16 protein-coding genes and 1 tRNA gene are annotated in these 21,277 nt (G+C 36.3%); 14 read left to right on the top strand and 3 right to left on the bottom strand.

Going from position 1 to position 21,277, the window contains the following annotated elements; genetic code table 11:
* Window positions 1-2 precede the first annotated feature (2 nt).
* The 6 genes from dusB (at window position 3) to F3D3_RS03270 (ending at window position 7,040) form a co-directional block, all read left to right on the top strand.
* Entirely contained in the window at window positions 3-965 is a 963-nt protein-coding gene (gene dusB, locus F3D3_RS03295) for a tRNA dihydrouridine synthase DusB (RefSeq protein ID WP_069871178.1), read from the top strand.
* Window positions 966-1,024: 59 nt separating this feature from the next.
* On the top strand, window positions 1,025-2,491 hold the full coding sequence (gene lysS / locus F3D3_RS03290; protein WP_069871177.1) for a lysine--tRNA ligase: 1,467 nt from the start codon (window positions 1,025-1,027) through the stop codon (window positions 2,489-2,491).
* Window positions 2,492-2,964: 473 nt separating this feature from the next.
* A complete protein-coding gene (gene tnpA, locus F3D3_RS03285; protein WP_069871175.1) occupies window positions 2,965-3,387 on the top strand; it encodes an IS200/IS605 family transposase in 423 nt (140 codons plus the stop codon).
* Between the two features lie 328 nt (window positions 3,388-3,715).
* Entirely contained in the window at window positions 3,716-4,714 is a 999-nt protein-coding gene (locus tag F3D3_RS03280; protein ID WP_069871173.1) for a TMEM165/GDT1 family protein, read from the top strand.
* A 14-nt stretch (window positions 4,715-4,728) separates the two neighbouring features.
* On the top strand, window positions 4,729-6,075 hold the full coding sequence (gene glmM, locus F3D3_RS03275; RefSeq protein ID WP_069871171.1) for a phosphoglucosamine mutase: 1,347 nt from the start codon (window positions 4,729-4,731) through the stop codon (window positions 6,073-6,075).
* Between the two features lie 14 nt (window positions 6,076-6,089).
* Window positions 6,090-7,040: a dipeptidase gene (locus F3D3_RS03270; protein WP_069871405.1), complete on the top strand. Its 951-nt coding sequence runs from the start codon at window positions 6,090-6,092 to the stop codon at window positions 7,038-7,040.
* 44 nt (window positions 7,041-7,084) lie between these two features.
* Here F3D3_RS03270 and mnmH read toward each other — a convergent pair whose 3' ends face one another.
* The gene (gene mnmH, locus F3D3_RS03265) at window positions 7,085-8,140 is read right to left on the bottom strand and encodes a tRNA 2-selenouridine(34) synthase MnmH (RefSeq protein ID WP_069871169.1); all 1,056 of its coding nucleotides are present in this window, start codon (window positions 8,138-8,140) and stop codon (window positions 7,085-7,087) included.
* An 89-nt stretch (window positions 8,141-8,229) separates the two neighbouring features.
* Complete coding sequence (locus tag F3D3_RS03260; protein WP_069871167.1) at window positions 8,230-10,188, bottom strand: HAMP domain-containing protein; 1,959 nt, start codon at window positions 10,186-10,188, stop codon at window positions 8,230-8,232.
* 207 nt (window positions 10,189-10,395) lie between these two features.
* On the opposite strand from F3D3_RS03260, the gene F3D3_RS03255 reads away from it, so the two are divergent.
* The 3 genes from F3D3_RS03255 (at window position 10,396) to glmS (ending at window position 14,294) form a co-directional block, all read left to right on the top strand.
* Window positions 10,396-11,478 (top strand): HD-GYP domain-containing protein, encoded by a 1,083-nt coding sequence (locus tag F3D3_RS03255; protein ID WP_069871165.1) that lies wholly within the window; start codon window positions 10,396-10,398, stop codon window positions 11,476-11,478.
* A gap of 56 nt (window positions 11,479-11,534) precedes the next feature.
* Entirely contained in the window at window positions 11,535-12,101 is a 567-nt protein-coding gene (locus F3D3_RS03250; RefSeq protein ID WP_069871164.1) for a glycerol-3-phosphate responsive antiterminator, read from the top strand.
* A 366-nt stretch (window positions 12,102-12,467) separates the two neighbouring features.
* Window positions 12,468-14,294, top strand: coding sequence for a glutamine--fructose-6-phosphate transaminase (isomerizing) (glmS, locus tag F3D3_RS03245; RefSeq protein ID WP_069871162.1), 1,827 nt, complete (start codon window positions 12,468-12,470; stop codon window positions 14,292-14,294).
* An 88-nt stretch (window positions 14,295-14,382) separates the two neighbouring features.
* Here the strand turns inward: glmS and F3D3_RS03240 are convergent, their stop codons facing one another.
* Complete coding sequence (locus F3D3_RS03240; protein WP_069871160.1) at window positions 14,383-15,411, bottom strand: helix-turn-helix domain-containing protein; 1,029 nt, start codon at window positions 15,409-15,411, stop codon at window positions 14,383-14,385.
* 370 nt (window positions 15,412-15,781) lie between these two features.
* On the opposite strand from F3D3_RS03240, the gene F3D3_RS03235 reads away from it, so the two are divergent.
* From F3D3_RS03235 to F3D3_RS03215, 5 genes are all read left to right on the top strand, one after another.
* Window positions 15,782-17,791: a methyl-accepting chemotaxis protein gene (locus tag F3D3_RS03235; RefSeq protein WP_069871158.1), complete on the top strand. Its 2,010-nt coding sequence runs from the start codon at window positions 15,782-15,784 to the stop codon at window positions 17,789-17,791.
* Between the two features lie 245 nt (window positions 17,792-18,036).
* Window positions 18,037-18,112 (top strand) — tRNA-Val (locus F3D3_RS03230).
* Window positions 18,113-18,243: 131 nt separating this feature from the next.
* Complete coding sequence (locus F3D3_RS03225) at window positions 18,244-19,395, top strand: ribose-phosphate pyrophosphokinase (RefSeq protein WP_069871156.1); 1,152 nt, start codon at window positions 18,244-18,246, stop codon at window positions 19,393-19,395.
* Window positions 19,396-19,688: 293 nt separating this feature from the next.
* On the top strand, window positions 19,689-20,090 hold the full coding sequence (gene tnpA / locus F3D3_RS03220) for an IS200/IS605 family transposase (RefSeq protein ID WP_069871155.1): 402 nt from the start codon (window positions 19,689-19,691) through the stop codon (window positions 20,088-20,090).
* The gene (locus F3D3_RS03215; protein ID WP_069871153.1) at window positions 20,087-21,178 is read left to right on the top strand and encodes an RNA-guided endonuclease TnpB family protein; all 1,092 of its coding nucleotides are present in this window, start codon (window positions 20,087-20,089) and stop codon (window positions 21,176-21,178) included. The genes tnpA (F3D3_RS03220) and F3D3_RS03215 overlap by 4 nt, the downstream gene beginning before the upstream one ends.
* Window positions 21,179-21,277: the final 99 nt, after the last annotated feature.

Genomic DNA, 21,277 nt, shown 5'->3' with positions numbered 1-21,277 from the left:
TGATGAAAATTGGAGATTTCCAAACTGAAAATGATGTTATATTAGCCCCTATGGCTGGCGTGACGGATCTTTCGTTTAGGTTGATTTGTAAAGATTTTAATGTTGGGTTAATGGTGACTGAAATGATCAGCATATCAGCCCTTTACTATAAGGATCAAAAAACACATAAAATTATGGAAATACTAGAGACAGAGAAACCGATGTCTCTTCAAATATTTACAAAAGATAGCGATAGATTAGAAGCGGTTATGGATTTGTTAAATCAACATAACAACGATGTTTTGGATATTAATATGGGGTGTCCTGCATCTAAAATTGTGAATAATGGCGAAGGTTCTGCACTGATGAAAACACCCAAACTTGCTGAACAGATCATCAAAACAGCTGTTAAGAACTCCATTAAGCCAGTGACCGTTAAGTTTCGTAAAGGATGGGACGATCAAAATATCAACGCAATTGAATTTGCTAAAATGGTAGAGGCAAGTGGTGCTGCTGCACTAGCGCTTCACGGCAGAACCAGAGCGCAGTTGTATAACGGAGTAGCAGACTGGGAGATCATTAAAGCCGTTAAGGAAACGGTTAAAATACCTGTTATCGGGAATGGTGATGTGTGCTCTGTCGAGGATGCGATTCGAATGAAAACGATTACAAACTGTGACGGGATTATGATTGGTAGAGGTGTACAAGGGAATCCGTGGCTTTTGAAAGAGGTTGCATCTTTTCTAAAAACAGGCGAGAGACTAGAACCGCCAACGTTAGAAGAAAAAAAGAACATTGCATTAAAACACTTTGAATTGCTGCTAAAATATAAAGGCCCAAAAATCGGAACTCTTGAGATGCGTAAGCATGCAGCTTGGTATTTTAAGGGATTAAAGCATGCAAATGCATTTAAAAATGAGATCAATAGAGTGGAAGCGCCAGAAATGGTCAAATCCATTATTATAAGAGCATTTAAGGCAAATTGACTTTAGATTTTTAATAGACTATAATAGACTGAAAATAAGAATAATCGGAGGATGAGTGAATGGAAAATTTGAATGAATTATTACAGATCAGACGTGAAAAACTTGCGAAGTTGCGAGAAATGGGACAAGATCCTTTTAAGATAGAGAAATATGACAGAACTCATTTCAGCAAGACAATTATCGAGAAATTTGAAGAAATGGACGGACAACTTGTACGTGTGGCTGGAAGAATCATGGCGAAACGCGACATGGGTAAGGCTTCATTCATTGACATTCTGGATAGTGAAGGTAGAATACAGTCATATGTCAGAAAAGATGCAATTGGGGAAGACGTATATGAAGTGTTTAAGACGTATGATATTGGTGATATTGTAGGCGTCTGTGGAATCGTTTTTAAAACTCAAAAGGATGAAATCTCTATTAGAGCTGAAGAAGTTATTTTACTGAGCAAATCTTTGCAAATATTACCAGAAAAATGGCATGGCCTTAAAGATCAAGATATCCGTTACAGACAAAGATACGTTGATTTAATTGTAAATCCAGAAGTTAAAGACAAATTTATCATGAGATCAAAAATCATCAAAGCAATGAAAGACTACTTTGATAAAGAGGGATTTTTAGAAGTGGATACGCCGATATTGGGGACAATAGCGGGTGGTGCTTCAGCGAAACCTTTTATTACGCATCACAATACACTGGATATAGATATGTATATGAGAATTGCAAATGAATTGTATCTTAAACGATTGATCGTCGGCGGCTTTGATAGAGTTTATGAGATGGGTAAGATGTTTAGAAATGAAGGGATGAGCATGAAACATAATCCAGAGTATACTGCAGTAGAGCTCTACGCCGCATATGAAGATTATGAGTATATGATGAAACTCACTGAAAACGTAGTTGCATTCTGTTGTGAGCAAGTACATGGCAAAATGGAAGTGGATTATCAGGGCACTTTAATCGATTTTAAGCCGCCTTGGATCAGAGCTTCTATGCATGACTTAGTCGAGAAAAAGACAGGTGTCAATTTCTATGCTTTTGCGACAGATGAAGAAGCGAGAAAAGTGGCCAAAGATCAATTGCATATGGACGTCGATAAAAACATGAAAAAAGGACATTTGGTAAATATGGCGTTTGAAGAGTTCTGCGAGATGGATTTAATTCAACCGACATTTGTATTACATCATCCGGTAGAAGTTTCACCACTTGCGAAAAGAAATCCAGACAATCCTGAAATTACAAATAGATTTGAAGCATTCGTTAATACTTGGGAAATTGCGAATGCATTTTCTGAGCTTAACGATCCAATTGATCAAAAAGAGCGTTTTGAAGAACAACTTAAACAAAGAGAAGCTGGAGATGAGGAAGCTCATATGATGGATGATGACTTTGTCAATGCACTTGAAGTGGGATTGCCACCTACAGGTGGATTGGGCATTGGGGTAGATCGTATGATCATGCTCTTAACCAATTCAACGACGATTAGAGACGTCATCTTATTCCCAACGATGAAGCCAATCAAGTAAGTTTGAACTCATGCCTGCACAATGCATAAAGAGCATTTGTTCGGGGGATACGTTTTCCCAACCCAATCATCATGAAAAAACTGAGAAGAGATAGAATAGTCAATTATGTAAAATACCCCGTTCATAGAAAAAAATTGAACGGGGTATTTATATGGTTAGGGTGTCCAATCCAAAAGTTGAGCAACCCTCTACCTTATGATGTCGTTTACGAGAAGTACGCGATACAACATAGGGGAGAGGGTTAATGCGAAACTGACTTTTGACACCCTAACCTTTATATGAAATTTAAAAATATAAATAATCTCCCAAATGCTCAAATTTAAATAAATATAGGCATAAATGACAATATTAATCCCCCAGCTATGCTGGGGAGAATAGAGTAAACAGAAGTGTTACGTCGATTATAATAAAGCCTCCTATGTTACAATGATAATGGTGTCGTAAGCCATATCAAAACATAGGAGGCGGTCCCAATGGACAATTCAAGTTTATCACACTGTAAGTGGAAATGCCAATACCACATAGTTTTTATACCTAAGTATAGAAGAAAGGTGATGTTCGGACAAACAAAGGCAGATATAAGAGAAATATTGAAGAAGTTATGTGAATATAAAAAAGTAGAAATAATAGAAGGAGCAGTATGTTCAGACCATGTGCATCTATGTGTTAGTATCCCGCCTAAGCTATCTGTATCAGAGTTTGTGGGATACCTAAAAGGTAAAAGTGCGCTCATGATATTTGATAAACATTCAGAGCATGGAAGCAAATGGGATAGGAAATTTTGGGCAAGAGGCTACTATGTATCAACAGTAGGAAACATTACAGAAGAAGCCATAAAACGTTATATTCAAGAACAACAAGAGGAAGCAAAAATTGAAGAAACAAAAAGAAGATAGCCTCTTTTAGAGGCTGTTGGTAGTAAAGCTTGCGACACCCGCCTTTAAGGCGTGCAAGTAAACAGCCCTTATAGGGCTAATTTCAAACCACCACTTGAAGTGGTGGTTGATGACTTAGCCATTGAATCGCTTATATAATTGAATCGCTTATATAATAGGACAAATCAGAGCGTATAATTTGATTTGTCTTATTATTTTTTCTGTAATCCACTTATAGCAAAGGCTAGACGTAATATGTTTTTAATATGATTATTGTATACATAAGGATTGAGATAAGGCAGGAGATATGAGATAATAAGAAAGCAAGATTTCGTAAGTTGGGGGTAGTATGAGCGATTTTTTAAGGGCTTTATTGTTGATCTTCATCGCTGAGATGGGGGATAAAACACAAATTATGGCAATGGCATTTGCCACAAAATATAAAGTAAATCATATTTTATTAGGCGTTGCGATTGGTTCTTTTGCGAATCATGGGATTGCTATACTGCTCGGTTCTTTATTGAATAGATTTATACCCATTGAAGCACTTCAACTGGTTGCAGGGGTACTATTTATTTCATTTGGATTATTATCCTTATCCATCGCTGAGGAAGAAGAAGCAGAGCAAAATCTAAAAAAATATGGTGCAATTGTTACAGTTGGGATTGCATTCTTTTTAGGAGAACTGGGTGATAAAACGCAACTTACGGCAATGACATTAGCGACAGATTCGGTAAATCCTGCGTTTACACTGATGGGAACCGTTTTGGGAATGGTTGTTGTGAGCTCGGTGGGCATCTTCGTAGGTGCAAAACTGGGAAACCGCATACCGGAGCATTTGATTAAATTTGGTGCATTTCTCATTTTTATGTTTTTTGGACTCAATAAAATTTTTACATCTCCATATGTTCAGAGCATGGGTATGACATTTATGGCCTTGCTCGTATTTATGATCAGTATATTAACTATTTTTAGATTTATGATTTTCAATAGACAATTGAAAGAAGTATCCATATCTGCCTTAAAGCAAAAGGCTCAAGACCTGAAAACTTATCGTGAGCGCATTTTAGAGAATCTCAATGGCTTGTGCAAACAGTGTGATGTCTGCAAAGAACATCAATGTCTTGTTGGATATATGAAAGATTTGTTGTCCCAAAAAGTGGATATTAAAGCAATAGACCATGCCTTCATAGAAGCACTTTATGATGATCATTTTGATGCTTGTCAAGCAGAGCAAATATTGACACTATTGAAAGAGTACTTTAATAAATACCCTGAAGAACATCTGGTCAATTTGGAACTGATTAATATCGAAAAAGTACTTAACAAAATTATAAAAAAAGAGTAAGGTGAGGTAGTCAAGTGGGAAGATTATTTGGAACAGATGGCGTTAGAGGCATTGCTAACAAAGAACTTACAATAGAACTGGCGATGAAACTGGGACAATTTGGTGCATATACCATTACAAAAAGCAAAAAAAACGCTACTATAATTGTGGGTAAGGATACTAGAATATCAGGAGATCTTTTGGAATCCGCATTGATCGCGGGGATATTATCAACAGGTTGTAATGTGCTTAAAGTGGGGGTCATTCCGACGCCAGCCATTGCAAAATTGATAAAAAAAATGGATGCTGATGCAGGTGTTATGATATCGGCGTCACATAACCCGGTGGCTTTTAATGGCATTAAGTTTTTTAATCACTTGGGTCTTAAATTATCCGATAGCCTCGAAGATGAAATAGAAGGGTTTATTGACGGCAATGAAGCAATAGAGTTGCCACAAGGTCTTGAGCTTGGAAGTGCAAAAGATTACCCACATGCTGAAGAGGACTATATTGAATACGTATTGGATACTTTGAAGGGCATGACTTTTGAAGGGCTTAAACTTGCGATGGATTGTGCTAATGGAGCTGCATTTGACGTGGCACCGAGAACTTTTAATAAATTAGAGGCAAAGGTTTATTCCATTCATCATGAACCAGATGGTACCAATATTAACGAAAACTGTGGGTCAACACATCTAGGCGATCTCCAAAAATTTGTTAATGTAGTAGGTGCTGATGTGGGATTGGCATTTGATGGTGATGCAGACAGGTTACTCGCTATTGATGAAAATGGTGCCATCGTGGATGGTGATAAAATTATGGCAATATGTGCAAAATACCTTAATGATGAAAACGAGCTTTCAAAATCGACTGTTGTTTCAACTGTCATGAGTAATTTAGGATTTGATATCGCCCTTAAAGAGAACGGCTTAAAAACAATTAAAACAAAAGTTGGAGATCGATATGTTCTTGAGGAAATGCTTAAAAATGGGTATGAACTCGGTGGGGAACAGTCAGGCCATATTATTTTTTTAAAACACAATACGACAGGTGATGGGTTACTGACGGCAGTGCAGCTTATTAGAGTGATGAAAGCAACGGGTAAAAAGCTTTCCGAACTTGCAGGTATTATGACTGTTTATCCTCAAGTGCTTAAAAATGCAAAAGTTTCAAATGCAAAGAAAGAGCATTACATGGATGATCCGATTATTTCTAAAAAAGTAAAAGAAGTTGAAGCTGCATTTCATGGCAATGGGAGAGTGCTCATCAGACCCTCTGGAACGGAGCCACTCGTTAGAGTGATGATTGAAGGCAAGGATCAAGAAGAATTGGAAACAGTGGCAGAAACATTGGTACGGTTAATAGAAAAACAGTTAAATTAATGATGAAAAAAAATATGAAATTTTTCGATTTGCACGCAGATATATTTTATGATCTTACAAATCAAAGTTTAAGTGGTCATGAGGATACTTTTAACAACAGACATTATGATAAGATGGCAACAGGTCATATAGGGGGTTCCATTTTTGTAGTTTGGAGTGATGCTAAATCAAAGGTTACACCCTCCGATTTTTTAGAGTATGCTTTTGAGCAAATAGCACGTGAAATGAATGATCCTTATGCGCAGATGAAAGTTGTTTTAGACAGTCATTCATTGTTTGAAAAGTGGAGTGATGATAAAGTGAAAGTCATCGTCGGTGTTGAGGGGATAGAAGCATTTGGGGATTCTATAATGTTATTAGACACGTACTATGAAAAAGGGCTTCGACATGTGGGCATGACATGGAATGAGCAAAATGCTTTTGCAACAGGTGTAGAGGGTGATCCTGGGCGAGGGTTGACCTTGACGGGTCGGAAAATGGTTCGAAAAATTCAAGATAAAAATATGATTTTAGATTTAGCGCATTTAAATGAACGTAGTTTTTGGGATGTGCTCAAATGCAATCAAAAACCTGTAATGGTTTCACATTCAAATTCATATGCACTGTGCCCCCATAAGCGAAACTTGAAAGATGAACAAATCAAAGCGATTTCTGATCAAGGTGGTATTATAGGATTGACATCAGTGGGATCTTTTTTAAGCCAAGATTTGTCAAAGCGTAATTTAGAGACATTCGCTGAACATATTGAGCATATAGTTGATATTGCAGGCATAGATACTGTTGCACTTGGATTTGACTATTGTGATTATATTCATAAAGATTATGTAGGCGTGGAAGGCCTTGAAAATGCGTCCAAGACGATGAATCTTATAGAAGCGCTTCAAAAAAGAGGTTTCACCTCTCAGGAAATACAAAAAATTGCACATGAAAATGCACTTAAATTTATAAAGAGCACTGGATTTTAAATCAGTGCTCTTTTTTTCGATTCGAGGGTCAGAACCCTCGCCAATCAGTTTTCTAAACCAAATTCTGGGGTCGAAATTGCAGTGTACCAATTGATAATCTCATCTGAGACTTGTCTAATACTGCGGACTTCAAATTGTATGGCATACTCATGTTTGACAATGCTTTTTTTATAAATAGGATCATAGTATTCTAACAAAAGTTTTTCTGCAATTTGAGCATAGTTTTTTTGCTGAATGAGTTGCTCTAAATCTTCTAAAAAAGCTTTACTTGTATAAATGCTTAATTTGGTTAAGGCTTTACGCAACTGAGCGTCAAAATCATCACAGAGAGAATAGTCTTTTACAAGAAGGTCAACCCTAAATTCAATGGCTGCATTTAACAATGAATGAATCCCTGCTTGAATGCAGTTGTAAAGTGTTTGTGGCATAAAAACAGGGCCAATGCGCTTGCTTTCTGACTCTACAAAACAGTATTTATCAGGCATTTTGAATATTTTCTCGAAAACAAGATTTTCAAAATTCTGTTGAGTTTGTAATTGCTCTATACCAATATGACCTAAATGAGAGCCCTTATGCATTGCAAGCCCCTCTAAATCGAGTACTGGGAGATGATCTGATTCTAATGTGGTGAGCACATGGGTTTTTCCAACGCCGGAGAGTCCGTGTATCACAAGCATTTTAGGATAAAAAAGAGGATCCGATAAATGCTCTAAAACCAATTGGCGATAATTTTTATAGCCACCTTGTAACCAAGAAACAGGTATGCCAATGCCCTTTAAAAGTAAAGCGATAGAAGTGCTTCGATAACCGCCCCTTGAACAATAAAAAACAATTTTGAGTTTAGGATTCTGGTTTATGAGCTCATTAATAGCATCGAAATAGAGCATGAGCTTTTGGGATACAAATTCTAAGCCTTTCCGGCGAGCAGCATCCACGGACACATTTTTGTATAGATCTCCAACCACATGACGTTCTTCATTGCTTAAGATGGGCAAATTTTTTGCATTTGGAATATGACCTTTTTCATACTCTGATTCAGATCTCACATCTATATAATAACATTCTAAATCACTGGGATCATAGGGAATTGATTTATACATATACACCTCATTAATTTAATAGACAAACGTTGAAAAGACTTCAACTTATTCTAACATAAAATGAGGGAATCTACTAGATACAGCGCTTTTCAATCCCGCTTAATAAGCGTAAAATTAGAAACGTGATTGCTGAGTTTAATACTACTTTTATAGAGTGTGCTGATTTGGTGTTCGATACTTTTCATGGCAAGGGTATGACTTTCTATGGCGATAACCACTTCTTTGGAAGATAAAGCAGTGGATTGTGAATGCACGATTATTTTTTCAAGTGAATTCGAAATCGCGTTTTTTCTATTAGCGATACCATCAATGGCAAGACTTAATTGTTCTGTTTCCTCCGAAACATCCATTAGGGCATCTATCGTAGAATCACAATGCAAAATGACATCTTCGATTGAAGTATCAAGCGTACTGGTTATTTTCTGAGTACGATCAAGTGAAATCCCAATTTCTAAGGCATAGTGGTACATTTGATAAATGAATTGATGACTGCTTTCTAAAAGTATAGACAATTCAGGTTGATTTGACTGTAGTGCAGATGTTTTGATAAGATCAATGATCGAATCTTGAATGGGAATAAGATTTGCAATGGAGACACTTAAATCATCAAAGCTTTGAATGATAGCTCTAATTGATAGTTCCGACACAACTGCATTTTGAACCAATAGATCGAGTGCCTCATGGACAGAAGACATGGTTTCCGTGGTGATTCCAAGTAGTGTGGAAACATCCAAGGAAATAGTGAGCATATGATCTATTTTGGAACCGATGGATTTTGACAAAAAGAGTGCATTTTGAGTTTCATCAACTTGTATATTTGCATCTTTAGAAATTGCTTGAATAATTGTACTGATTTCGCTTACAGCATTACTGCCCTTAGAGGCATCATCGGCTAGAATAGAAGTAGAGTCATGGATAGTAGCCGTAATATGTGTTATATTTTCAATGAGTTTCGATAGACTCATCTTCATTTTGTTAAAAGCGTTTATACTTTCAGCGATCTCATCAGAACCATTCGTATGAATCGTCACATTAAAATTACCTGAGGAGACTTCCAAAATGTTTTGATGAAGCGATTCAAGTGGTATAAACGATTTTTTTATAATCCAAAATAGAATAATAGAGATGATAATGGTCGATGTCAAGAGCATCATATTGGTTAAAAACAGAGCAGCTTTTAGAGGCTTCATAAGGTCATTATCCGCATTGTTTATGAGGAGGTACCAGTTGTATTCGGGAAGTGCTTCATAATAAAAAACATGATCTTGTGACGAATCCAGCATACCAAAGGCTTTAGTTGAAGACAGAAGATGTTCACTTAGTAAAAGATCAAATCCTTGAAGATTCGTATGACTTAGAACCGCATTTTCGGTCGTTTTAATAATATTGAGGTCATGATCTAATAAAATGTATTTTGCATTGATTATATTGAATGGAAAATCCTTTATTTTAAAATTAACGCTGACAATCCCAATAGGCTCTTGTAATGCTTTAATAGGGGTTAAGACGCTGAAAATATAATCCCCACTTATCGCCTCAATATAGGCAGAGGAAATCACCGTTTGATCTTGCTCCAGCGTATAGGCATACCAAAGATAAAGGTCATTTTTGCTGTCGAGATCAACCTCACTTTGAGCAGTACCGTCTTGATAAAAAAGTTCTTTTCGATTTTTAGACCAAACTGAAATGGAGTGTATGTGATTATCCTTAGAGATATAGGCATTCATATCCGTTAAAAGCGCCGTATAACCTTCTAAACTTTTAAGCGCGTGATTGGTATTGATATATCTCGTCCTTGACAGAAATTGAGATAAGTTTGGATTTTGGGCTAGAAGCTCACAAATCGTAATTTTGCTCTCTATAAAGTATTTTAATTCAGAATGTGCATTGTTTAAATACTCATAAGTAATTTGATCCATGCTATTATTTATATTGGATTGAATAGACGCATTTAAGTAGAACATAACAAAAAATGCTGAAATCAGCAGGAGTGTAAATGTAATTAGGCTTATTTTAGTTGAAAATTGATGTGCGAATTTTAATTTCATAAGTGCCTCCAAGCTGTAAGCTTCAAAAAGAGTATACCCTTTATTTTGTTCACAAAATCTTAAACTTCACAATATAATTATTGTGTTATAATTGTTAAATAAAATCTATCCTCCGAAAACTCTATCAAAAAGGGTTTGTACCATGTCTATATGGGTAGAATGTTTATGGGGGTTATTATTAGGTATATCGAAAGGTTGTGAACTATTATGAGATTAATACACATAAATGAAGTAAATCCAGGCATTAAAATTGCCAAACCGATCTATGATTCTAAATTGTCATTGCTGGTTCAAAAGGATACAGCGCTAAGCAGTAATCTTATTGAAAAGCTTAAACAAATTGATATAAGGCATGTTTATGTAGAAGATGAAATTTCAAAAGGGATTGTACTTGAACCCATGATATCAGATACTTTAAAATTACAAGCGATTACCATGATGAAAATGATTTATGATTTATATGATCAAGGTAACGGTGAAAATCCAAAACAAGTTAGAGAAGAACATATCAGATCGTTAAAAGGGATCATTGATGATATGATTTCTGAAATATACAGCCAATATGATAAAAAATACTACAGCACGGAATTAATGGGTGCAGAAATGTATCATTATGACCATGCGGTAGAAGTGATGATTCTCTCTGTTTTGATTGGCAAGAAAATGGGGATTGACAGAGAACGTCTTTTGAAACTCGGCATGGGTGCTATTTTATCTGACGTTGGAAAGTCCAAGGTACCAGATCACATACTCAATAAAAAAGGCAAGCTTGAGCCTTCTGAATTTGAAGAGATGAAGAAACATGTGGAGTATGGCTATGATATGGTAAAAGAACTCGTTGAACTATCACCTCTATCAAGACAAATTATACTTTTGCACCATGAGAAATTAGATGGTTCTGGGTATCCAAATGGCTTTATTGCAGACCAGATTCCGTTACTTGTAAGAATTGTGACTATATGTGATATTTTTAGTGCCATTGTCTCGGATCGGACTTACAATAATAGAATTTCGGTGGATATTGCAGTGGAGATTCTGCGTTCAGCCGCACCTGTTAAGTTAGATGCTGACATTATCAATTATATGATGCAAATTGTAGATATGTATCCTCCAGGAACGCTTGTGGAACTCAGTACAGGTCAACATGCAATTGTTATAGACAACAATTTAAGTGCACCCACACGGCCAATTCTGAGGCTTCTTACAGACAATCGATTTGAAGAAGTGGATATGATGAAAGATCTGACTTTATTTATTAAAAAAGTGGTCTCAAGACTCCCCAATAGTTAATATTAGAGGTTTAAATGTGGTATTATAGTATTAAATGAGCATTAATGGGGGCGACTATGATCCATGAATTTATTCAAAGAACAAATGAATATCCAATAATTGGAGCGATAAGTGATTCGATTATACTAGACGATGCGCTGGAATCGGATTGTGAAGTTTTATTTTTCTTGTCAGGAAGCGTATTTGATATTGATAAGAAGGTGAAAAAAGCAAAAGAGGCTGGAAAAATGGTTTTCGTTCATTTAGATCTTCTGGACGGGTTTTCGAGGGATGCCGTAGCAGTGGAGTATTTATGTAAAAGGACGGAAACTGATGGCATAATAACCACTAAAAGCAGTATGATTAAAGTGATAAAATCTTTTAATAAGATATCGATTCAAAGAGTTTTTCTCATCGACTCGATTAACTTTGATGCGGGAATTAAGTCGGTTAAGCAGACACAGCCAGATGCGGTGGAAATTCTGCCTGGAATTATGCATCAAATTACAAATCAAATTGTTTCCCAAACGAAGACGCCCATTGTAACGGGAGGGCTTATCAGATCAAAAGAAGATATCATTCAAAGCTTAAAAGCAGGTGCACAAGCGGTGTCCACAAGTAATCCTAAACTATGGGGTCTATAGATACCGCTTGGTGTTTATATGATAAAAACATATAATAATATTAAAAGTTAAGTTTGATGCTGGCAAGGGGTTGTAAGCTTAAAAACCGTATGTTATAATGGCAAAAGAAGGGAGGGGATAAAATGATACTCCTAAAAACTTAATACAAGCGCCAGAACTGTTTACAGTTGACGAGGGCGGGGTTAATCGAAAATTCGGCGGGTGCCCCGCGGTGTAATCAACACCGTAAATACCATACAAATTTCCAGAGTGATTTGGAAGACAAAGTTGGTAGGTTGATTTAAGGCTATAAGTGCGTTCAAGACAGCATCCTAATAGGGTGTTTTTTTATTACCAAAAATGGAATAAGCGAAGGAGCATACACATATGTGTGGAATAGTAGGTTATATTGGAAGTCATAATGCATTACCTTACTTGATGGAAGGTTTGTCAAAATTAGAATATAGAGGTTACGACTCAGCGGGCATTGCGATTAATTTAGATCATGAAATAAAGGTCTTTAAATCAAAAGGCAGATTGAAAAATTTACAGGATTCTCTAGATATGAGCATGAGTACGGTTCTTGGAATTGGACATACCAGATGGGCAACACATGGCGCGCCATCTGATTTAAATGCACATCCTCATACGAATGAAAATAGCACAATAGCAGTCATACACAATGGCATTATTGAGAATTACATGGAAATCAAAGAATGGCTCATAAACGATAAAAATGTCATTTTCAAATCCGAAACAGACACAGAAGTCATTGCACACTTGATAGATTACTACTATGAGGGAGATCTTCTTGAAGCCGTTAATAAGGCCATTGAAAAGATGGAAGGGGCCTATGCGATTGGTGTTATTGCAAAAGGAGAACCCGATCGATTAATTGCAGTAAGAAAGGATAGTCCATTAATTGTAGGACTTGGTGTTGGTGAAAATTTCATCGCTTCAGATATTCCAGCACTTTTAAAGTATACAAGAGATATTCTCTTGATCGAAAATGATGAAGTTGTGGAACTCACTAAAGACAAAGTAACGATTTACAATGCATTTGGTCAAAAGATTGATCGCGAAATTTTTAAGGTGACTTGGGATATGGAATCTGCTGAAAAAGAAGGCTATGAGCATTTCACATTAAAAGAGATCCATGAACAACCCAAAGGTGTAAAAGAAACTTTTATGCGAAGATTGGATAAGAATTCCAATATTGTATTGGAAGGTATTAGCATAACGGCAGAAGATCTCAAGAAAATAAATAAAATCTATATTGTGGCTTGTGGGACAGCTTATCATGCAGGCTTAGTGGGGAGACGTGCATTTGAAACGCTTGCTAAAATTCCTGTGGAATGTGATGTGGCGTCGGAGTTCCGGTACAGAGATCCCTTTATAGATGAGCATACGCTTTTTATTGCTGTATCGCAATCTGGTGAAACTTTAGATACACTTCAATCATTAAGAGAAGCTAAGCGGAAAGGTGCTAGAGTATTAAGCATTGTCAATGTCGTTGGAAGTTCAGTATCAAGAGAGTCCGATGATATTTTTTACACGTGGGCAGGGCCCGAAATTGGTGTTGCATCGACTAAAGCATTCACAACACAATTAACGGCATTTTATTTAATTGCGCTCCATTTCGCTAAATTAAATGGCAATATGAATGATGAGGGGATCAATGCGATTGTCAATGAATTCAAAAAGATGCCTGACATGATTCAAACGATTCTAGATCAAAGCGAACTGATTCAGAAGCTTGCAGCACGACAATTTAACAATGAAAAAGTGTTTTTTATGGGAAGAGGTATAGATGCTGATTTAGCACTTGAAGGCTCACTCAAACTTAAAGAAATTTCCTATATCAATTCATTCTCCATTGCAGCTGGGGAACTTAAACATGGAACCATTGCATTGATTGAGGATCATACTTTTGTTGTGGCACTTGCAACACAAGACAGACTTTATGAAAAGATGGTTTCAAATATCAAAGAAGTTAAGGCAAGAGGCGCACATGTTTTTGCAATCGCCAAAACGGGCAAAAAAGAAATAGAAAAATCGGCAGATGAAGTCTTTTATATACCGGATACAATGGATATATTGACTCCAATACTGACGGTTATACCACTTCAAATGCTCGCTTATTATATTTCTTCAATTAGAGGGAATGACGTGGACAAACCGCGAAATCTGGCAAAATCTGTGACGGTAGAATAGAATAGAGTCGAGTAGAGTAGAGTTCATTTATGCAAGTACGTATGCATAGATGAACTCTTTTTATTGAAAGAACTAAACGCTAAAGGGGTTAAAAGTCTGTTTTGCCTTTGTTAAAGTGATATAGATCAGAACAGCACATTAATATAAAATTATTTTTGCCGATGCAGCCTAGGTTTGAAAAAACTTCAACGGGAATCAATTTACTTTCTTTTGTTTTAAAGATAGAGATATCATAAAATTTTTTTTGCTGCTTCAATCGCTTAAGTCTTAACGCAGAAACATCAGATTGCAATTCAAAGTTTTGTGGACCAATAAAGGTGGATAGCTCTTTGACTGTATAACCAAGCAAATCGCAAGCAGCTTGATTAGCATGTATAAGCGCACCATAATGATCACCCATAGTGTATTCGAATACAAATACAGCTTGAAGGCAATTTTGAAATACACCACGGAAGTGGTTTTCACTAAAGAGCGCAAACTCATTAAAGCGATCTAAAGAGCGCTCCTCAAAAATTTGAACCAATAAAAAGCGTTGATTCTTAAATGTAAAAAAGTCCAAACTGAGATCAATAAGCGATTTTTCACCTCTAAGGTCACAATCGCAGATCATTGGCGATTTGCTTTCTGGAGAACAGCGCTTTATGATTTCATCGGCATATGCGGCAATAATCTGATCGATATTTTGATCAGGGAAGCGTTTTTTTAAAAATAAGGTAGCGCTGATGTTCATATAAAAAAGTGCATGCGTTTCATAATTTACCAAAAAAGTAATCGTCTTCGACTGATTATAAGCGTTGAACAATATCTCAAGTTCCTCAAGAGACGTATTTATTTTTGCGGTTTTTGACCGAATATAAGATTCAATTTCACTGTATATAGAAGGTGCATTTGAATTAATCGTTAATTGATCCGGTGGAATTTTACCACAAGCGATATACAGTATCTCCTTATCACATTCAAGTGTAGATGCTAATTTTTCAATAATTTCATTCGAAACGGTGGTCTGTAAATTGGATTCTAGCTTGCTTATATAGGAATGACTAACACCTATTTCTTGAGCCAATTCTCTTTGGCTAATGTTCAATCCTCTTAACTCTCGAACAAGTTTACCTAACATAAATACTCCTAAAAAGGTTGACATAAGACTTGTTTTTTTTAAAAAAATCAAAGTAACTTATCTCTATTATATCAAATTATTGAGTCTAAACCTTTAAAAAAAATCCAGCGAAAAAAGGCACTTCTAGAGGGCATAAATGTATTTTTGTAAAATTTTGAAAGCTTCATATTATTTGTTCAATTAATAACAAACATCTTGTAAATTGCTCACCAAGTAGTTATAATTTAATAGGGAGTTTCTAAAATGTACACAATAAATAGTGTTACTATAGTGTGTACAAAACGGAAACAAAATCTAAAAATTGCTTACAAAGAGATAAATATGTAGCAATGTGAATAGTTTCAACAAAAAATGTAAATGGGAGAAATTTATGAAAAGAAGTTTAATGACGAAGCTCATGGCGAGCACAGGGTTACTTGTTTTGATGATCATACTTTTTATCAGTGTGATCAGTTTTAAATTTTCAAGCGATGCAATTGAGCATGAAGTTGAATCAAAGCTGATGTCACAGTTGAATAGCTTGATATCGAGTTTAAAAGAGGATCAGTCAAACGTAGAAAGTCTTCTTAAAATTATCGAGCATATGCCGGTGATCAAAGATATTGCTTCTAGCACCTTAAGCTCTCAAGAAATGCAAGAGGTAGATGCGTATTTATTGGCCTTTAAAAAAAGTAACGAAATCTTATTGGAAAATGTATTTATAGCAGACACAAATGGCAAAATTATTGCGGATAGTGAAGAGGGGACCTTAAAGGGACTTGATGTATCTGATCGCGCTTATTTTACTGAAGTGAAAAGTGGAACGCCGGTATGGTCAGATATTGTATTATCCAAAGCCTCTAATGCACCTGTTCGAGTCTATACCTTTCCTATTGAAAATAAAAACAAACAACGCATTGGTTATATTGCCGCTGCGGTTAAAATGGATAAGACTGTAGGGCTGATCAACAGCATCAAAATTGGTGAATTAGGTTATGCCTATATGATTGACCAGAATGGGCTTGTGGTTATTCACCCAAATCCGGATTTTATTTTGCAAAAAAAAATCACTGATTTAGGCATTTCTGAATTGGATAAAGCATTACCTGATATGCTTGAAGGTAGTGTGAACAAAGTTGAATATACTTATGATGGTGTCTCAAAACTAAATATGTATGGTGGGTTTGATCAGTTTTCAATTAGTATTAATGCAGCTAAAAATGAATATTTAGAACCTGTAATTAAAATGCAAAAATCTATAATGATTGTGGGTGCGATCATGTTGATTTTGGGTTTAATCGTATCATATGTGATTTCACGTTATATTGTTACACGTATTAATAGAATGAAAATAGTCATGCTGGATGCTTCTAAAGGAGACTTAACGGTACAAGTGGATCATTTTAAGGTAGAAGGTGATGAAATAGATCAAATAAGCGGGGCCTTTAATACGATGCTTCGGAGTTTTAATGGCATCGTAACCGATATTGTTAAAACTTCAGAAATCCTATCTTCTTCAAGTCAACAAATGGCCTCTTCGGCTGAGGAAGGTGGGAAGGCAGCGACTGATGTGACTGTAGCGATACAAGAAATTAGTCAGGGCATGGAAATTCAAGCGAATGATGTCAACAATACGCGCATACTTGTGGATGATATGAAGCAGAAACTGGATGGCTCTGCAAATGAAACCCTTAAAATGGCCAAAGAGGCAGATGTGGTGATGCAAACGGCAGAAAACAGTCAGAGACTGATCTATGAAACTGTTGATAAAATGGCTGAAATAAAAGCAAGTAGTGCAAAAACCATTGATGTCATTAACAAACTCAATGAACAATCTGATAAAATTAACAAGATCTCTGATACTATTGCGACAATAGCAAATCAAACCAATTTGCTCGCGTTAAATGCGGCCATAGAGGCAGCACGTGCGGGAGAAGCTGGCAAAGGTTTTGCGGTGGTTGCAGAAGAAATTCGAAAGCTGGCAACAGATTCTCAAACTTCCGCAAATGGCATCAACAGTCTTATTAGTGAAATTCAAATAGAGATTAAAGAAGCCAATAATTTTACTCAAGCTGAAAGTGAAGCAATCACCTCAGGCGTTAAAGCGATCGATGTGGCTGGAAATGCTTTTTCTGAAATCCTTAAAATGATAGAAAATACTCAAGGTTCAATTAAGCTTGTGGTGAATCGCATTGGCGAAGCACAAGTGCTTGGAGATTCGGTTAATCAGTCTGTTGAAAACATTGCAGTTGTCATGTTTAAAGCGAATGAGAGAACACAAGAGGTTAGCTCCGCCACAGAGGAGCAAACGGCAGTTTCAGAAGAAATCGCTGCAGCATCGGATCATCTCTCAAAGATGGCAATAGATCTTTTTGAACAAGTAAATCAATATACGATTTAATTTATCCAATGAGGGTAGAAGGGTAAAGGGCAAAGGGCAAAGGGTAAAGGGCAAAAGTTGCCCCCCCCTTTTTAGCAGATCGTGCGTTTACGGAAAGTACGCGATACAGCATAGGATGGAGATACCGTTTGAAGCTGGCTTTGGACACTCTAACTCAATAAAAAAACTTAGAATTTTTTCTAAGTTTTTTTATTTATCCCTGTTCAAAGCAAGAAATTTGTGGCATAATATTGGAGTGGTAACATGCGAGATTAACTCAGATGGTAGAGTGTTTCCTTGACGTGGAAGAAGTCATGGGTTCGAGTCCCTTATCTCGCACCAGTATAGCTAAAGTATTTATACTTTAGCCTTTTTTATGTCAGTATTGCGGCATAAAAGGGTAGTAAAATAACGAAGAGGATAACCTAAAACGAGTGAGTAGGGCATCAAGGACTCAAAAATGGAGTGATTAAATGAAAAAGCAGGATTATTACCAACACGTACCTTATGGAGAACTTGGCATAATTGCCATGGATAACTGTGAAAGTTTAGCACAGCGCATCGATGACTACCTTGTTAAAATGAGACAAGTTTGTGAGACAGAAACGATCCAAATGCCAAAAACCTATCTTATTAAGAAGCAGGAAATCCGGTTTTCAAATGGTGAAGGAAAAGTCTTTATTGAGGAATCCGTGAGGGGTAAGGATATTTACATTGTGACGGATATTGGCAATTACAGTTGTACTTACACGATGCACGGATTTGAAAATCGTAAGAGTCCCGATGATCATATTCAAGATTTGAAAAGAGTCTTGTCTGCGATGGCGGGTAAGGCGAGGCGCATTACTGTTTTCATGCCACTTTTGTATGCATCGCGTCAACATAGTAGAAAGGGAAGAGAATCTCTTGATTGTGCTATGGCACTTCAAGAACTTGAAAAGTTGGGTGTAAACGACATTATCACTTTTGATGCACACGATCCAACGATTCAAAACTCGATTCCACTCATTTCGTTTGAGAATTTATATCCAACACTGGATATTGTTAAAACTTTTTTAACAGAAGAAAGCGAAGCTTTTCAGGATCCAACAAAAGTATTGATTATTAGCCCAGATACAGGTGCTATGGATCGTGCGATATATTACTCCAGTGTACTTGAAAGTGACATTGGTCTCTTTTATAAAAGGCGTGACCATTCTAAGGTGGTAAGAGGTAAAAATCCAATTGTGCAACATGAATATATTGGAAGAGATGTAAAAGACAATAATATTTTAATTGTGGATGACATGATTGCTTCTGGAGAATCTATTTTTGACATTGCAGTTGAACTTAAAAAAAGACAATCTGGCAAGGTCTTTATTGCGACCACTTTTGCATTGTTTACAGAGGGCCTTGATAAGTTTAATAAGTTTTATGAAGAAGGTTATATTGATAAAGTGTATACGACAAATCTTTCATATATCCCAGAGTCTGTTAAAACTGCCCCTTGGTTTGAACAGGTAGACATGTCAGAATATATTTCAAAAGTGATTAACCGATTGAATTATGATATGTCTATCAGCGACATCATGGATGCAACGAAAGGCATTCGTGAATTGATCAAGTTTAAGAACAAAGTAAAATAAAGCACTTGGATATGAAATTAAAAGAGATGCGCAAGGAGAACCCTGATGTTGTTTCGTGCTGTGTTTCGTGCTGTGTTTCGTGCTGTACGTGGTACAGCACGAAACAACATTAGGGTTCTTTTTTTTTATAGTTTTTTAACCTAAAAGCCGAGAAGTCTCCTTCCTCTTAGCCTTCCTTGCTCAGGGAGTGAGAGCGTAGGTGGGAGATGAATCGGTGGTTTTTGCCTTTGAAATATGCTGCAGAAAATGCTATAATATAATCAGTAGTAGTATACAAAKGAGGTTGGAAATAAATGAAAATGGATAATAATAATCATTCAGTATTCTTGATGTATTATCATCTTGTGCTAGTAATCAAATATAGACGAATGGTCCTTGACGATGCAGTATCTGAAAGAGCTAAAGAAATATTCGAATATATCGCAAAAAATTACAATATAACATTGTTAGAGTGGAATCACGAMAGTGACCATATTCATATACTGTTCAAGGCACACCCAAATAGTGAATTATCRAAGTTTATTAATGCTTATAAAAGTGCGAGCTCAAGGCTACTCAAAAATGAATTTCAGTCAATTCGTCAAAAATTATGGAAAGAATATTTTTGGTCAAGAAGTTATTGTTTACTTACAACTGGTGGCGCACCCCTTGAAGTCATCAAGAAATATATAGAAAGTCAAGGTGAAAAGCATTGAATAAAGCGTTCAAATTTAGAATATATCCAAATTCAGAACAAGAAGTGCTCATAGGTAAGACTTTTGGTTGTGTGGGTTTTATCTACAATAAAATGCTAGACGACAAGATAGAATATTACAAGAGGACAAATCAAAAACTGAAAAATACCCCCGCACAATATAAAGCAGAATTTGAATGGCTAAGAGAAGTCGACAGTTTAGCACTTGCTAATGCCCAAATGAATTTGCAAACAGCCTATAACAACTTTTTTAGAAAGCCTAAAACAGGATTTCCTAAATTCAAGTCAAAACGAAATAATAACAAAAGTTATACAACTAATTTTGTAAATGGAAATATCAAGTTAGAAAATGGTTGTATTGTTTTACCAAAGCTTAAAGCTGTGAAAATCAAACAGCACCGAGCTATTCCTAAAGAATACAAACTTAAAGCTGTAACGGTAAGTCAAACTGCAACTGGGAAGTATTTTGCAAGTATCTTATATGAATATGAAGTGACTATAGAAACAGTTCAGCCTAAAACATTCTTAGGGTTAGATTTTTCCATGAAAGCACTTTTTGCATCTTCCGATGGCATATCAGCAGAGTATCCTAGGTATTACAGACAGTCTCTTGAACAACTCAAACGCGAACAAAAAAAGCTATCGTTGTGCCAAAAGGGCAGTAAAAATCGAAACAAACAAAGAATAAAAGTAGCGAAAATTCATGAGAAAGTGAAGAACCAACGAAAAGACTTTTTACACAAGCAGTCAAAGCAGATCGCCGATGCTGTTGATGCAGTGTGTATTGAAGATTTGGACATGAAGGTGATGTCACAGGCGTTGAATTTTGGTAAAAGTGTTATGGATAATGGGTTTGGGATGTTCGTGTCTATGCTTAATTACAAGTTGATGGAACAAGGGAAACACCTCGTCAAAATTGACAAATGGTTTCCAAGTTCTAAAAAGTGTAGTGTTTGCGGGATAGTGAAGAAAACATTATTGCTTTCAGAGCGGACATATCATTGCGAAGATTGTGGCATGACAATGGATAGGGATTACAATGCAAGTATAAATATCAAAACGGAAGGTATACGCTTATTATTAGGGTAAACGAACTCATAGAACCGTGGGACACACGGGGATAGCTTGCTTATGCTGTAGCCGTTAGGCTACTCGAACAAGAAGCCCCCACTTCTTCAAGTGGTGGGA

Origin of the sequence: Fusibacter sp. 3D3 (assembly GCF_001748365.1) — a bacterium.
In the GTDB taxonomy this organism is placed as follows: Bacteria; Bacillota; Clostridia; order Peptostreptococcales; family Acidaminobacteraceae; genus Fusibacter_A.
The sequence above is the reverse complement of the archived record's forward strand: the minus strand, read 5'-3'. Positions and strand labels throughout refer to the sequence as shown.

What these genes read in the sequence shown, in the direction of transcription:
- F3D3_RS03235 (WP_069871158.1), top strand. Translation starts at nt 15,782, where the DNA reads ATGAAAAGAAGTTTAATGACGAAGCTCATGGCGAGCACAGGGTTACTT.
- F3D3_RS03255 (WP_069871165.1), top strand. Translation starts at nt 10,396, where the DNA reads ATGAGATTAATACACATAAATGAAGTAAATCCAGGCATTAAAATTGCC.
- F3D3_RS03225 (WP_069871156.1), top strand. Translation starts at nt 18,244, where the DNA reads ATGAAAAAGCAGGATTATTACCAACACGTACCTTATGGAGAACTTGGC.
- F3D3_RS03240 (WP_069871160.1), bottom strand. Translation starts at nt 15,411, where the DNA reads ATGTTAGGTAAACTTGTTCGAGAGTTAAGAGGATTGAACATTAGCCAA.
- lysS (WP_069871177.1), top strand. Translation starts at nt 1,025, where the DNA reads ATGGAAAATTTGAATGAATTATTACAGATCAGACGTGAAAAACTTGCG.
- F3D3_RS03280 (WP_069871173.1), top strand. Translation starts at nt 3,716, where the DNA reads ATGAGCGATTTTTTAAGGGCTTTATTGTTGATCTTCATCGCTGAGATG.
- tnpA (WP_069871175.1), top strand. Translation starts at nt 2,965, where the DNA reads ATGGACAATTCAAGTTTATCACACTGTAAGTGGAAATGCCAATACCAC.
- F3D3_RS03250 (WP_069871164.1), top strand. Translation starts at nt 11,535, where the DNA reads ATGATCCATGAATTTATTCAAAGAACAAATGAATATCCAATAATTGGA.
- glmS (WP_069871162.1), top strand. Translation starts at nt 12,468, where the DNA reads ATGTGTGGAATAGTAGGTTATATTGGAAGTCATAATGCATTACCTTAC.
- F3D3_RS03260 (WP_069871167.1), bottom strand. Translation starts at nt 10,188, where the DNA reads ATGAAATTAAAATTCGCACATCAATTTTCAACTAAAATAAGCCTAATT.
- dusB (WP_069871178.1), top strand. Translation starts at nt 3, where the DNA reads ATGAAAATTGGAGATTTCCAAACTGAAAATGATGTTATATTAGCCCCT.
- mnmH (WP_069871169.1), bottom strand. Translation starts at nt 8,140, where the DNA reads ATGTATAAATCAATTCCCTATGATCCCAGTGATTTAGAATGTTATTAT.
- F3D3_RS03270 (WP_069871405.1), top strand. Translation starts at nt 6,090, where the DNA reads ATGAAATTTTTCGATTTGCACGCAGATATATTTTATGATCTTACAAAT.